Consider the following 14668-nt stretch of genomic DNA (forward strand, 5'->3'; position numbering starts at 1 on the left):
GATACGCATGTTGTGTGTCAAAATATACAAAATAATGTATGTGTGTGATCAGGTATTATTTTGCCTCCGTTTTTTGATTAAATTTCCGGCAGTTTTTTATCCCTCCGGGCCATTTTCAGATAAAAACAGTTGAATAATGTGATTGTCATCATATTTTTGTATTTTTTGTTACTTTTTTCAGTCGTTATTTGTGACGCATGTTGGTTGTTAGCCGGAGCGACCGGGTATAATCAGCGCCACACGGCCTTATTTTTTGAGCTGCATGCAAAATCAGGCTATTAATCTACACAATCGTGAACAGGGATACTTCCATGCAACTCCTCATGAGTCTGGTCGGAATGGCAGTGCTGGTTTTTATCGCAGTGCTGTTTTCCAGTGATCGCCGGGCAATTAAACTCCGTACTGTCATTGGTGCATTTATTATTCAGGTGCTGATCGGGGCATTAGTTCTTTATGTTCCGATGGGCCGGAAAATTCTTCTCGGCATGTCTGACGGCGTTGCCAGTGTTATCGGCTACGGGCAGAAAGGGATGGATTTCATTTTCGGTGGACTGGTTTCGCCTAAAATGTTTGAAGTATTCGGCGGCGGCGGGTTCGTTTTCGCACTGCGTGTTCTGCCGGTTATTGTCTTTTTCTCTTCTCTGATCGCGGTGTTGTACTACCTCGGTATCATGCAGCTTGTTATTAAAGTTCTCGGTGGCGGCTTACAGAAAATACTGGGCACCTCCCGCACGGAATCCATGTCTGCAACAGCCAATATCTTTGTCGGACAAACAGAAGCACCGCTGGTGGTTCGTCCGTATATTGCCGGTATGACCAACTCTGAACTGTTTGCGGTAATGTGTGGTGGTCTGGCATCGGTTGCCGGTTCCGTTCTGGCGGGTTACGCACAGATGGGCGTACCGCTTGAGTATCTGATTGCCGCTTCCTTTATGGCAGCACCCGGCGGATTATTATTTGCCAAACTGATGGTGCCGGAGACCGAAAGGTTTGACGATAAAGCGGAAGCTCTCCTGGAATCAGAGGAAGAGCGCCCTGCAAATATTATTGATGCAGCGGCAAGTGGCGCATCTGCCGGTATGCAGTTAGCCCTGAACGTGGGTGCGATGTTGCTGGCCTTTATTGCCCTGATTGCATTACTGAACGGAATACTCAGTGGTGTCGGCGGCTGGTTTGATTATCCGCAGCTGTCACTGGAGTTAATCCTCGGCTGGCTGTTCTCACCAATCGCATTCCTCATCGGTGTACCGTGGAGTGAAGCGATGACCGCCGGTTCTTTCATCGGTCAGAAAGTGGTGGTGAATGAGTTCGTTGCCTTTATGAATTTCGGTGAATATATGAAGCCGGATGCACAGGTGATCGCCGCAGGTCTGCAACCATTGTCAGATCACACCAAAGCAATTATTTCCTTTGCCTTGTGTGGTTTCGCAAACCTGTCTTCCGTGGCTATCCTGCTGGGTGGTCTGGGCGGTATGGCACCGACGCGCCGTAAAGATGTGGCCCGTTTAGGTATGAAAGCTGTGATGGCAGGTACGCTCTCTAACTTAATGAGTGCAACCATTGCCGGTTTCTTCCTGGCACTGTAATTAGTTTATCAGCACAGGTGATACCTATTCACCTGTGCTATATACCCTTATTCATTCAAACTGCAGGTGTGTTGGCTGCACTCAGCCCGCCGGGTCACATACTGATGTATGCTCCCCGGCAGTCGGAGCTTGCCGCCTGCCTGCATCTTGAATGACGTTGGGTATATCTCTTATTCATTCAAACTGCATTCTGAATAAGGGTATATCCCTGTATACTCTTTTTCCGCCCACTGATTCAGTGTACTTGCCTTTCTGTCTCTCCCTGTTTACCCGTTACCTGCGCTATACTGTTCAACGAATATGCACAGCTGTTTTGTGTATATAGCCCTATTGGTGTGATTTTTATCACATAATTATATGTATTGATGTAAATGCTGTTATATAAACGTGATGAAAGGCACGTATTATAGCGCCAAGACATGCTCCAATAAGGCATGGATACCATGTAATGGATTCGGTGACTGTCTTATAACTGTCACCTGTATTACAGCGCGGTGAGAAGGATCTCAGCGTTAGCGTTATCGCAAGAGAGGCAACGTCTTCACGGAACCAAGTCCCGCTCGCCAACACATTTTGCATCGTTCAGACATTGTGTCTGTCCGGAAACGGAACAGACCGGTACCGTTGGAGAGTTTTTATGACCGATTTAACCGCTGCAGCGCAGCATGCGCTGTCCTTAATGGATTTAACTACCCTGAATGATGATGATACTGATGCGAAAGTAACCGCTCTGTGTCATCAGGCGAAAAGCCCGGCAGGACAGACTGCGGCTGTTTGTATTTATCCCCGCTTTATTCCGCTGGCACGTAAAGTTCTGCGTGAGCAGGGCACACCGGAAGTCCGTATCGCAACAGTGACTAACTTTCCGCACGGTAATGATGATATTGAGATTGCCCTGGCTGAAACTAATGCGGCTATTGCTTATGGCGCAGATGATGTGGATGTTGTGTTCCCGTATCGTGCGCTGATGGCGGGTAATGCTCAGGTCGGTTTTGATCTGGTGAAAGCCTGTAAAGACGCATGTGCGAAACATCCGGGCGTGCTGCTGAAAGTGATTATCGAAAGCGGTGAGCTGAAAGACCCTGCGTTAATTCGTCAGGCATCTGAAATCTCAATCAAAGCCGGTGCCGATTTCATTAAAACCTCCACAGGTAAAGTGCCGGTTAATGCCACGCCTGAAACCGCAGAAATCATGATGACCGTGATCCGCGACATGGGTGTCGGTAAAACCGTTGGTTTCAAACCTGCCGGTGGTGTCCGTACTGCTGAAGAAGCGGCGCAATATCTGGCAATGGCTGACCGTATTATGGGTAAAGGCTGGACAGACTCCCGCCATTTCCGTTTTGGCGCATCCAGCCTGTTAGCCAGCCTGCTCAATGCATTGGGCTACGCTGACGCCAAATCTGACAGCAAGTATTAATCACTCTTAACGGACAGCATTCGCTGTCCGTTTTTCTGATTAACGTCCGGCGGTATGTGTCCGGTACGTGTCCGGTATTAAGGAGATAACTGTGTTTCTGGCTCAGGAAATTATTCGTAAAAAACGGGATGGGCACCCTCTGTCAGATGAAGAGATCCGTTTCTTTATCAACGGGGTCCGCGATAATTCCGTCTCGGAAGGACAAATTGCTGCGCTAGCAATGACCATTTATTTCCATGATATGAACCCGCAGGAGTGTGTTTTTCTGACACTGGCGATGCGGGACTCCGGCTCTGTTCTGGATTGGAAAAGCCTTGATTTACCGGGCCCGGTTGTGGATAAACACTCCACAGGCGGTGTCGGGGATGTGACGTCTCTGATGTTAGGTCCGATGGTTGCAGCCTGTGGCGGATTTATTCCGATGATCTCCGGTCGCGGACTGGGTCATACCGGGGGTACACTCGATAAACTGGAAGCGATTCCGGGGTTTGATATTTTTCCCGATGATGAAACTTTTCGTCGTATCATTAAAGAGACCGGTGTTGCGATTATCGGTCAGACAAATTCATTAGCACCGGCGGATAAACGCTTTTATGCTACCCGCGATATCACGGCAACAGTCGATTCTATCCCGCTTATCACCGCCTCGATCCTCGGTAAAAAATTAGCCGAAGGTCTGGATGCATTGGTGATGGATGTGAAGGTCGGCTCCGGTGCATTTATGCCGACATACGAATTATCAGAGCAGCTTGCACAGGCGATTGTACAGGTCGCAAATGGTGCGGGCTGCCGGACAACGGCACTGCTGACGGATATGAACCAGGTGCTGGCATCCAGCGCGGGAAATGCAGTTGAAGTGCGTGAAGCCGTGCGTTTCCTGACCGGCGAATACCGCAATCCGCGTCTTTATGAAGTTACCATGGCACTGTGTACTGAGATGCTGGTTTCCGGCGGATTAGCCGACGATCGCACACACGCGGAAGAAAAATTACAGCGCGTACTGGATAATGGTAAGGCTGCGGAAGTCTTTGCACGGATGGTGGCAGCGCAACGCGGCCCGTCTGATTTTGTTGAACGTTATTCGCACTATTTGCCATCAGCAGTTCTCAGTAAACCGGTCTATGCTGAAACCGAAGGTGTTGTGACTGCCATGGATACCCGGGCACTGGGAATGGCGGTGGTATCATTAGGCGGCGGACGCCGCAAAGCCAGTGACCCGATTGATTACAGCGTCGGGCTAAGTGACATTGCTGCGATAAATACCGTTGCAGATGGTCAGACACCACTGGCAATGATCCATGCAAACAGCGAAAGAGAGTGGCATGAGGCGGCTCAGACTGTGCGTCAGGCTATCACTCTCAGTGAGCATCCGGTTGCGGACACACCGCTGATTTACCGCCGGATAGGCGGATAAAACGATTTTGTTATTCACGTGGAGCCTGCATTCTGACGTGATCTGTCACAGGAGAAAATTATGAAACGTACGTTTATTATGGTACTGGATTCATTCGGTATTGGTGCTGCACATGATGCGGCTGATTTTGGTGATACCGGTGCTGACACGTTAGGTCATATCGCACAGGTTTGTGCCCGTGGTGATGCAGATAAAGGACGTAAAGGTCCGCTGCATCTGCCTAATCTGTCCCGCCTGGGATTGGGTAAAGCGGCGGAAGAATCCACCGGTACGTTCCCGGAAGGTCTGGATAAAAATGCAGACATTATCGGCGCTTACGCGTATGCGGGCGAACTCTCTTCCGGTAAAGACACGCCGTCAGGTCACTGGGAAATTGCCGGTGTACCGGTTCTGTTTGACTGGGGCTATTTTAAAGACGAAGAAAACAGCTTCCCGCCGGAATTACTGGATAAACTGGTTAAGCGTGCCAATTTACCGGGCTGGCTCGGAAATTGCCATTCATCCGGTACTGTGATCCTCGATAAGCTCGGTGAAGAGCACATGAAAACCGGTAAGCCGATTTTCTATACCTCCGCAGACTCCGTATTCCAGATTGCCTGCCATGAAGAAACCTATGGCCTGGAAAAACTGTATGAGCTGTGTGAAATCGCCCGTGAAGAACTGACGGCGGGTGATTATAATATTGGCCGTGTTATTGCCCGTCCGTTTACGGGTGAAAAAGCCGGTTCATTTGAACGTACCGGTAACCGCCATGATTACGCGGTAGAGCCACCGGCTGCGACCATGCTGCAAAAGCTGGTGGAAGAAAAGCAGGGTGAAGTGGTTTCTATCGGGAAAATTGCGGATATCTACGCCCATGTCGGGATCACGAAGAAAATCAAAGCGACCGGAATTGATGCATTATTTGATGCGTCTCTGGAAGAAATGAAGCTGGCGGGTGATAACACGATCGTGTTCACCAACTTTGTGGATTTTGACTCTTCTTATGGTCATCGCCGTGATGTTGCGGGTTATGCAGCAGCGCTGGAACTGTTCGACCGCCGCCTGCCGGAAATGCTGAAGCTGGTTAAAGAAGACGATATTCTGATCTTCACCGCTGACCACGGCTGTGATCCGACCTGGCCGGGAACAGATCATACGCGTGAGCATATCCCTGTTCTGATTTACGGACCAAAAGTAAAACCGGGTTCTCTGGGATATCGCGAAACCTTTGCTGATATCGGGCAGACTGTCGCGTCTTATTTTAATTTATCCCCGATGGATTATGGTAAAAACATGCTGTAATGTGTCACTTCTTTCGGGCAGGCAGCGATTGCCTGCCCTTTCCCTTTGCGATTTACTGAAAGGAATTTCTTATGGCTACCCCTCACATTAATGCCGAACTGGGTGATTTTGCAGATGTTGTTCTGATGCCCGGCGATCCGCTGCGGGCGAAATATATCGCAGAAAATTTCTTAGACGACATTAAACAAGTTAATGATGTGCGTGGCATGCTGGGTTTTACCGGAACCTATAAAGGCCGCCGTATTTCAGTAATGGGTCACGGAATGGGGATCCCATCCTGCTCTATTTATGCAAAAGAGCTCATTACTGAATTTGGCGTAAAAACTATTATCCGTGTCGGTTCATGCGGGGCAATCAGCCCTGATGTCAAACTGCGCGATGTGGTTATTGCGATGGGCGCAAGTACAGATTCCAAGGTAAATCGTCTGCGTTTTAAAGATAATGACTTTGCCGCAATCGCCGATTTTGGTCTGGTGCGTAATGCGGTTGATGCCGCAGAAAAAGCGGGTATTCCTGCGCGTGTGGGGAACATTTTCTCTGCTGATTTATTCTATACGCCGGATCCGCAGATGTTTGATGTGATGGAAAAATACGGTATTTTAGGTGTGGAAATGGAAGCGGCCGGTATTTACGGCGTTGCCGCTGAGTTTGGTGCGAAAGCACTGACTATCTGCACTGTTTCTGATCATATCCGTACCGGTGATAATCTGCCTTCAGATGAGCGTCAGACTTCATTTAATGAAATGATTACGATTGCACTGGAATCAGTATTACTGGGCGATAAACAGTAATTTATTTTCGTCATCATAATAAAAAACCTCTGCCGGTGTTATTCTCCCGCAGAGGTTTTTTTTATTAATTGTCTGCGCAGATATAACGTATATTAACGTCAGAACTTCCGTCACTCAGTAAGAATAGACGTATTTCATTGTTTTTTAAAATTGAGGATAAAATAATAGTAAAACATATTGTTATTGTAGCTATTATTGCCATTGTATCTGATTTAGTCAGTTCTATATTCTTAATAAAAGAATGTAATAATGATGGGAGTTTCATAATAATAGTGCCATAAGTTAATTGTTTTATTTACAGATAATAAAAATAAGGTGCCTGATTTACTGCTACCTGTAACAGAGAGAAACGGGGGGATTTCTCCCCCCTCAGCATTAATTACCTTTATGAGGTGATTGTGTCTGAACCAGGATATTACCGTCACTCACTGACAACGAAAAATAGCCGGTGTTATTGAGTGAAAATGTAATACAAAGAATTAAAGTCATTGTAATTACAGTTGAATCTTTAACGGGTAGTCTGGTCATTTCTCTTGACTCCTAAAAGTGAAGGAGGCAGAATCACTACTGTTCAGGTGAGTGAATCGGCCTCGGTTTATGTTGAAAAACGTAACCGGGGCTTTCTTCTGACCGGAACAGGGAAAATATAACCTGATCCGGACAGAATCAGGCACCCGCGAAGAGAATAACAGAGAGAGTTGGTGTGTGTAGTGTTAATTCCGATGATAATATTGATATATATCACATAACAAATAACTGTCATATTTAAATACAACTATTGTTACTTTTGTATTTTAGATTAAATAATAAAAAAGCCTCTATCAAGAGGCTCTGTATATATTATGGCGGTGTCAGCATAAATACTTTTTCATTCTCTCCGCTGTAACGGGATAATGCCTGATTAAGGTCATCTGTCGTTATATTTTTAATTAACGCTTCTTCCTGGATTATCCGGATAAAATTATTATCATCACCGGCAATTTGTGCCAGGGATTCAGTCCAGAATGCGGCACTCTGATAAACCTGCTGTTTTTCCAGTAACCAGTTTGCTCTGGCTTCTTTCAGCGCTTCTTCCGGAACGCCCTGTGATTTAAGGGTGTTAAGAACATTACGGCTCAGTGTGGTCATTTCAGCTGCGCGCTGAGGATCAGTGGTAAAGTTCAGCCGGGCGCTGTAATACGGTGCCGGGAGTTTTGCCAGCATGGATGAAAAACTCAGAGCATAAATCCCGCCCGCCTGTTCACGTAATGCGCTGCGTAACTGACGGCTGATAACACTGTCGAGCAGTTGCAGCACCAGTGTTTCTTTCTGTGACCATTGTGCCGGGGCCGCATACTGAATGCTGACCATGGTTTTGTCTGAACTGGCAATCGGATAAGTGCGGCTGAGTGGTTCCATCTTTGGTGCGATTTTCGGGTCACGCCATTGCAGGCGCTGCGGGGATGCCGGAAGGGCGGCTATCCATTTTTCGACGGACTGTTTAATCTGTTTTTTATCAGCAGCACCACTGATAACCAGTGTCATATCCTGTACCGGACTGAGCAGGAGGTGATTATTATTTTGCAATTGTGCTGCGGTAAAATGACGCCATCCGCCATTTTCATTGATAACCAGACGCCCGCCATTGGTATGGCTTTCCTGATTGATAGCATCGAGAAAACGGCGCTCAACCGGCATGCTACTCAGACTTTCCAGCGTCGCCTGCTGATTACGCAGCAGTTTTTCACCGCTGAACTGTGGTTGGGTTATTTTCAGGTGCAATAATTTCAGCAGTGTATCCAGCTCTTCCGGCGGGGCTTCACCACGGAAACCGTGGTTCAGCAATTCGCTGTACGGACGTAATGTCAGGCTGTGCTGTTTACTGAACAGCGCCAGCTCCCGTGCACTCAACTCCCCGTAACCGCTGCTTTCCGGCAGTTTCAGCGCCCACTCGGTTAATCCCTCCTGACCTGTCGGTTCGAGTGAGCGGCCGCCCGGAATACGCAGGTTTATCTGAATATTGTCTTTCAGGGATTTATCCTGATGCACAATAATGCGCATCCCGTTAGATAACTGCCAGGATTCGGTTGCCGGCAGCGGCAGAGATTGTTCCTGCACGATAGTGCCCTGTCCGGCAGGGGTAACATTCAGCGCTACCTGCCGCACCTTCAGAGTGAAAGGACCGGGTGCGGATTTACGGATCTGCTGCCAGCGCTCTGTGAATGCTTTTTCGTTAAACTGAGATTTCTCACTATCCGGACCGATGATCGCCAGGCGGGGTGAGGATGTTTGCAGGAACCCTGCTACATGGTTTTTCAGTGTGTCCGGTGTGACCGGTTTAATCAGTTCCCATGTTGTGGTGAGTTGCTGGCGCTTGTCCTGCACCGGCATCCGGTACTCCAGAGCGGTCGTGATATTATCAGCAAGATAATCATTACCGTAGCGGGATTCCCCGGCGGCCTGCTGACTGAGTTTTGCCAGCAGATTCTGTCTTGCATCATCCAGCTCTGCCTGTGTCACCGGCTGAGTGGCCAGGCGCTGAATTTCAGTCCACAGCAGAGAGATACCGCTGAGGTAATCGCCGTTTTGCGGGTGGATAATCATCAGCTGCTGGAGGCGTTTTTTATCCAGCATGGCGCCCTGCGGGTTAATACTGGCAGACGGTAATTGCCCGTTGTCCACCAGTGCCGTCAGACGCTGGTTGAGGATAGCGACCCAGAGGTTATCCAGTAAATCATCATATTGTCCCTGCCGGGTATCAAGTGGTGCGCGGATATCCCGTTGCAGCGCAAACTGCATAATGCGCTGCCCCTGCTCTTTATCAAAGACCGGTTTTACCAGCAGATCCGGCTGCGGCGCAAAGTGCTGCCATGCAGGGTCATCCTGTGCGGCAGTGGTTTGTGCGGGCTGATTAAAATAGGTTTTCGCAAGTTCACTGACATCGTGATGATTAAATTGCCCGATAACCACCAGGCTCATACGCTGCGGCTGATACCAGGTCTGATAATAGTCCTTTGCGGTACTGACCGGGGTATTGCGGATAATGTCCAATAATCCGATAGGATCACGCTGTGCATAGCGGCTGCCCGCGTAGCGAAGCTGTTCCAGCGCATTGTTAATACGAAAACCGATCCCCTGACGCAGACGCCACTCTTCAATAATAACCGGACGCTCTTTATCAAAGGCAACCGGGTCGAATGTCATGCCCTGCGCCCAGTCGGCAAGTACCTGTAAGCCGGTTTCAACCTGCGCGGGAGTGGCCTGCGGTAATGACAATTTATAGACAGTGGAGTTGAGGCTGGTGGCGGCGTTCACATGGCTGCCAAGATTAAGCCCCTGTTTTTCAAGCTGTTTAAAACTCTGTGTGTCAGGAAAATGGGTGGTGCCTTTGAACGCCATGTGCTCGGTAAAATGTGCCAGACCGCGCTGTTCTTCTGTTTCCTGCAACGATCCGCTTTCTACCAGCAGACGCAGTTCAACACCGGGCTGTGCCCTTGAGAGCAGATACACATTCATGCCGTTCGCCAGGCGGATGTGTTGTAAATCGCTGCGCTGTGCCAGCGGGCGGTTATCTGCGCCGCTATTATTAACCGCAGCACAGCCGGTAAGGGTCAGTGCCACCCCGGCCATAATAAATTTATAACGCATAACTGACTCCTGATGTACGGGTTGTGGCAGGGGCGCTGAGGGTGATCACCTGATCTGCCTCCTGCTGAAGAAAACGCTGGTGGCTGACCAGTAAAATAGTGCTGTCAGGCAGGCGCTGCCTGAGCAGGCGGATCATACGGATGGCATAGTCATCATCTAAAGCAGAGGTCACTTCATCAAGCAGCATCAGCCGGGGTTTATTCAGTAACAGACGGGCAAACAGCAGGCGTTGTTGCTCTCCGCCGGACAGGCGCTGACGCCAGTCGGTATCAACATCGAGCTGTGGCTGTAGTTTTTCCAGCCCGACGGCAGCCAGCACATCATGGTAAGACGCTGTTGTGAATTGCGCCGCCGGCAGCGGATAGGCAAGCAGAGATCGCAGGGTGTCTGAAGGCAGATAAACTGATTGCGGAACCCACAGTACATCCTGCTCACGACTGATTGAGCCCCGGTAATATGGCCAGTGCCCGCTCAGGGTGCGCAAAAGAGTGGATTTTCCCAATCCGGAGCGTCCGCTGATAATGGCAAATTCCCCTGCGCGCAGTGACAGAGAGAAATTTTGCAACAGCAGGGTATTGTCCTGAAGAAGAATATCGGTGGTGGCGTCCAACCGCACAGAGGCATGATTTGTCTGTGTGATATCAGATGTTGTGTCATTGTCCAGCAGACGGACAAAGTGATACAAACGGGTCACGGTCGCCTGCCAGGCGGCAATCTCTTTATAAGCAAAAATAAACCAGCCGAGGGATGTGGCGACACTGCTGAATGCCTGACGCAGCTGCATCAGCCCGCCGAGCATCAGTTCACCGGCAAGAAATTTCGGCAGAGCAAACAGAATTGGCGCAAGCGCGGTAACCTGCTGATAACCCACTGTATAGAATGACAGATTCCGCTCGCAGCGGATCAGTTGGTTCCAGTTTGCCGCGACGCGGGCAAAGCGTGACAGCAATTGCTGTTTATCCCTGTTTTCGCCCCGCTGACCGGCTATGGCATCACCATGCTGCTTGCGGGTGATAAGCGCCGCACGGTAATCCGCTTCGCGCTGCTGTTTTTCCATATTGAGTTTACGCAGCGGGCCGCCGATAAGCTGTGTCAGCGCGATCCCCACCAGGGTATAGGCAATACAGGCCCAGAACATATAACCGTCTATCCGCCAGTCGTGACCGGCGACAGACAGCAGAATACTGCCGGAAAGCTGCCAGAGAATCGCGGCAAAAGAGACCAGGGTCAGCAGCGAGTGCAGAAAGGTAATCAACAGACTGAGTGTGGACTCCACCAGCAGCCGCACATCTTCGGCGATACGCTGATCCGGGTTATCCGGCTCCTGTGCGGTAAGGCGCAGCAGATAGTGACGGCTCTGCGGCGACAACCAGCGGCTGAGGATCTGCTCTGTCATGCCTTCCCGCCAGCGGATAGCCAGTTTTTGCCGGAAATACGTACCGAGCACCACCACGAGTATCAGCCCGCTGACCAGGATCACAAAGAATTTGATAAGCTGATACAGCGCCGCACCATCCAGCTTTTGTAATGCATTATAAAAATCCCCGTTCCACTGGTTCATGCGGATATTGAACCAGACGGAGGAGAGTGTCAGCCCGAGGGAGAGTAACAGTAAGAACCAGCAAAACAGGGCAGCGCGCTGCCCCCAGAACGGTTTTACCAACCAGAAAAAGTGTTTTATTGTTTTCATTTATTATTCATAAAGTTAAGAGACATTGCTCACATGCTCAGATTAAAAATCGTAATTCATCTGTAACCAGAACTGACGGCCCGGATCGTAGGCAATCACTCTGTTTCCGCCGTAAATAAAGGTATCGGCGACATTTTTATTATTCAGTACGTTATTGATTTCAACAGAGACTGATGCGCCGTACGCAAACTCCGGTTTCCAGTTCACGCGGGTATCCCAGGTGAATTTAGAGGCAAAGTTTTCTTTCTGATACACACGTAACTCACCGTATTGAGGATCACGGATAATTTCGTTTTCATGACGGACAGCCTGGCTGCGCGCACCCCACCATTGCAGGCGGTTATATAAAGAAACGCCGTAGTTATCCCAGTCGCTGGTCAGTTCAACATTGAGTTTCAGCGGTGAATTGAAGTTACTTGCCGGTAGATCGCTGACATCAATCACCTTGCCGCCATACATAACTTTGTCGGAGTTAATTGCCGAGCCCGGTTCAAAGAACGCATAACCCTGGTCAGACGGGAAGTTGCTTTTGGTCTGCTGCCAGACAACGGAGGAAGAGAAAACATGAGATGCCTGCGCCCATTCCCACGGCTGACTGTTGCTGACGGCGAGTGTGACTGAGTCGTGCTTGCTGCGTCCGGCGTTATCAAAGGTGCGGATCTTTCCTTTGTCGCTGTATTTGTCCGGACCGGTTAAGTTTTCGTATTTTGTCCGGCTGCGCACTTCGTCATAGCCTTCGCGGTGGACATAGGTCAGACGCCAGGTGGTGCTGAGAATTTCCTGCTGAAGACCGAGTGAAATTTCGTCGTTATACGGGGTTTTCAGTGAATCCAGACCCTCGAAATCATTAGTCGGAACCCATTCTTCGTTCCAATTACACATATAACATTTTTCAAGCCCGGCATTCTGCGCGCCGTAAAGTGCATACGTCAGCATCGAACGGCCGTAATAGCGGTTGGCACCGGCGATCAGCAGGGTATTTTTATTACCGAAGAGGTCATAGGTTGCCGCTAAACGCGGGGCAATATTGGTACTTTGCACAAAATCATCACGATCAACACGAATACCCGGGCGCAGTGTCAGGCGGCCAATCTCAATGTTGTCATCGGCAAACAGGGAATAGTTGTTATAACTGACGGATGCGGTACCCGGCAGGAAACGGTGAATGTTAGTTATGTCCATACCCATTCCTGCATAAGTGGCGTAGTCATCACTGGTGTGATAGTGCGATTTATCACGGATATAACGACCTTTGGTGTAGGTGGTTTCCATTCCCAGTGTCGGGCGGTGTGTCATGCCCCAACCTTCTGATTGCAGGAAGCGGGCAACGGCTTTGGTGGTGACATTATCCTGCTCTGTCCGCAGGTCGCCCAGCCCGCCCATTTTGGTGTTAATAATGGTTTTGCCGTCCGGTAATATATCTTTCAGCTCATAAAAGTGCTGCTCATCATTTATCCGGTCATCTTTCAGTTTTTGATAGCCCAGGGTGAATTCCAGATCCGCCAGGCTGGTCTGATGTTTCAGGACGCTGGTGAATCCTAACCCTTTATGGTTATTGTCATAACCGGAGTTGGCAATGTTTGAGGCAAATAGACGGGATTTATAATCGGAATAATTCATGGAGATATCCGCGGTTGTCACCGGGGAAATATCCATTGCATATTTTACAAACAGGTTATCGGAGGTGCGTTTCTGGTTGCGTTTGCGTTTATCGAAATCATAACCGACAAGCGTGTCGCCATCCATTACCGCCATCAGCACCGAGGTATTGGCGGGAATGTCGGAAGTTCGGCGGGACGCAGAAACGGTCAGACCGCTGTTTTCAGTCACACCGACTTCAAACCAGCCACCGAAATCCTGTTTGTTATATTCATTCTGGAAACGAGCCGGGTTACTGATGTCATTTTTGGATGAATCAATCGGCTGCGAAGAGTCTTCAAATAAGGTGTTCCAGGAGGAGCGGGTAGTACGGTAATACACGTGTCCGCTATTTTCACCGTTCCAGCGGCGGCTGGTGACATCCACGCTGCCGCCGGTAAATCCGCCGAATTCCACCGGGATATTATTATCATAAACCGTCACACTGTCGATCAGGCGGCTGTCGATATACAGTCCCTGGTCGCCGGTATCCACGCGGGTGGAGGTTTCACCGAGTGTATTTTTTGCCGGGTCAAAATCGTTGTTAAAACTGATGCCGTCGAGTTTATACGCATTCTGGAAACTGGATGCACCATGAATAGAAATACGCGCCGGTTTGATTTCACCCTGATTGAGGGAAGAGCTGTCGTTTCCGGCAAACTGTACCGCCGGGTTCGTACGCAGCAATTCTGTCACGTTGCCGTCGCCGGTACTGCGCTGGCTTATCTCTTCTGACGTAATATATTGCGGAGCCGACATCACATCGGTTGCCGGGTGATACGCCATTTCACCCTGCACGCGGGTTTCCGGGATAAGAATGGTATCCCCGCCGGTGGTCAGCGGACGGATAACAAAACTGCTTCCGGTCTGTACCATGGTCAGGCCGGAGCCTGCGAGCAGAGTCTGGATCGCCGTTTGGGGTGAATAGCTGCCGTGGAGTGCCGGTGCGCGCAAGGCGTTTAACTGACCGGCATCATAGAGTAATTGGATCTGCCCCTGTTTTGCGATGGTGTTCAGTGAGCTGGTAAGCGCCTGTTCCGGCAGATCCAGCGTGATATCGGCCACTGCCAGTGGTGTCACCGCCAGCCCGAGTGCCAGCACAATGGCTGAGCGCAGTGCTTTTGCGGTGTATGGTGAAGATTTTATTGTCATTGTTATTATTTCCGAATATGCCATAGGTATCCCCTATGACAGAAGACGCGGAAATGATAATTATCC

8 protein-coding genes are annotated in these 14668 nt (G+C 49.5%); 5 read left to right on the forward strand and 3 right to left on the reverse strand.

Features of this window, described 5'->3' with window-relative positions:
- Positions 1 to 323 precede the first annotated feature (323 nt).
- The 5 genes from AYY17_RS18145 (at position 324) to deoD (ending at position 6495) form a co-directional block, all read left to right on the forward strand.
- Positions 324 to 1586, forward strand: coding sequence for a NupC/NupG family nucleoside CNT transporter (locus AYY17_RS18145; protein ID WP_202906439.1), 1263 nt, complete (start codon positions 324 to 326; stop codon positions 1584 to 1586).
- A 637-nt stretch (positions 1587 to 2223) separates the two neighbouring features.
- Entirely contained in the window at positions 2224 to 3006 is a 783-nt protein-coding gene (gene deoC, locus AYY17_RS18150) for a deoxyribose-phosphate aldolase (protein WP_067398911.1), read from the forward strand.
- A gap of 91 nt (positions 3007 to 3097) precedes the next feature.
- The gene (gene deoA / locus AYY17_RS18155) at positions 3098 to 4420 is read left to right on the forward strand and encodes a thymidine phosphorylase (protein ID WP_067426135.1); all 1323 of its coding nucleotides are present in this window, start codon (positions 3098 to 3100) and stop codon (positions 4418 to 4420) included.
- A gap of 60 nt (positions 4421 to 4480) precedes the next feature.
- The gene (deoB, locus tag AYY17_RS18160; RefSeq protein ID WP_067426137.1) at positions 4481 to 5704 is read left to right on the forward strand and encodes a phosphopentomutase; all 1224 of its coding nucleotides are present in this window, start codon (positions 4481 to 4483) and stop codon (positions 5702 to 5704) included.
- A 71-nt stretch (positions 5705 to 5775) separates the two neighbouring features.
- A complete protein-coding gene (gene deoD, locus AYY17_RS18165; RefSeq protein ID WP_067369579.1) occupies positions 5776 to 6495 on the forward strand; it encodes a purine-nucleoside phosphorylase in 720 nt (239 codons plus the stop codon).
- 840 nt (positions 6496 to 7335) lie between these two features.
- Here the strand turns inward: deoD and AYY17_RS18170 are convergent.
- The 3 genes from AYY17_RS18170 to AYY17_RS18180 are packed head-to-tail and all read right to left on the reverse strand — an operon-like array spanning position 7336 to position 14602.
- Positions 7336 to 10122: a M16 family metallopeptidase gene (locus AYY17_RS18170; protein WP_067426138.1), complete on the reverse strand. Its 2787-nt coding sequence runs from the start codon at positions 10120 to 10122 to the stop codon at positions 7336 to 7338.
- Entirely contained in the window at positions 10112 to 11812 is a 1701-nt protein-coding gene (locus tag AYY17_RS18175) for an ABC transporter ATP-binding protein/permease (RefSeq protein WP_067426140.1), read from the reverse strand. The genes AYY17_RS18170 and AYY17_RS18175 overlap by 11 nt, the downstream gene beginning before the upstream one ends.
- 42 nt (positions 11813 to 11854) lie before the next feature.
- Positions 11855 to 14602 (reverse strand): secretin and TonB N-terminal domain-containing protein, encoded by a 2748-nt coding sequence (locus tag AYY17_RS18180; protein WP_067426142.1) that lies wholly within the window; start codon positions 14600 to 14602, stop codon positions 11855 to 11857.
- Positions 14603 to 14668 lie beyond the last annotated feature (66 nt).

This window comes from Morganella psychrotolerans (genome assembly GCF_001676055.1).
Taxonomy (GTDB): Bacteria; Pseudomonadota; Gammaproteobacteria; order Enterobacterales; family Enterobacteriaceae; genus Morganella; species Morganella psychrotolerans_B.

What these genes read in the sequence shown, in the direction of transcription:
- deoC (WP_067398911.1), top strand. Translation starts at nt 2,224, where the DNA reads ATGACCGATTTAACCGCTGCAGCGCAGCATGCGCTGTCCTTAATGGAT.
- AYY17_RS18170 (WP_067426138.1), bottom strand. Translation starts at nt 10,122, where the DNA reads ATGCGTTATAAATTTATTATGGCCGGGGTGGCACTGACCCTTACCGGC.
- deoB (WP_067426137.1), top strand. Translation starts at nt 4,481, where the DNA reads ATGAAACGTACGTTTATTATGGTACTGGATTCATTCGGTATTGGTGCT.
- AYY17_RS18175 (WP_067426140.1), bottom strand. Translation starts at nt 11,812, where the DNA reads ATGAAAACAATAAAACACTTTTTCTGGTTGGTAAAACCGTTCTGGGGG.
- AYY17_RS18145 (WP_202906439.1), top strand. Translation starts at nt 324, where the DNA reads ATGAGTCTGGTCGGAATGGCAGTGCTGGTTTTTATCGCAGTGCTGTTT.
- AYY17_RS18180 (WP_067426142.1), bottom strand. Translation starts at nt 14,602, where the DNA reads ATGACAATAAAATCTTCACCATACACCGCAAAAGCACTGCGCTCAGCC.
- deoD (WP_067369579.1), top strand. Translation starts at nt 5,776, where the DNA reads ATGGCTACCCCTCACATTAATGCCGAACTGGGTGATTTTGCAGATGTT.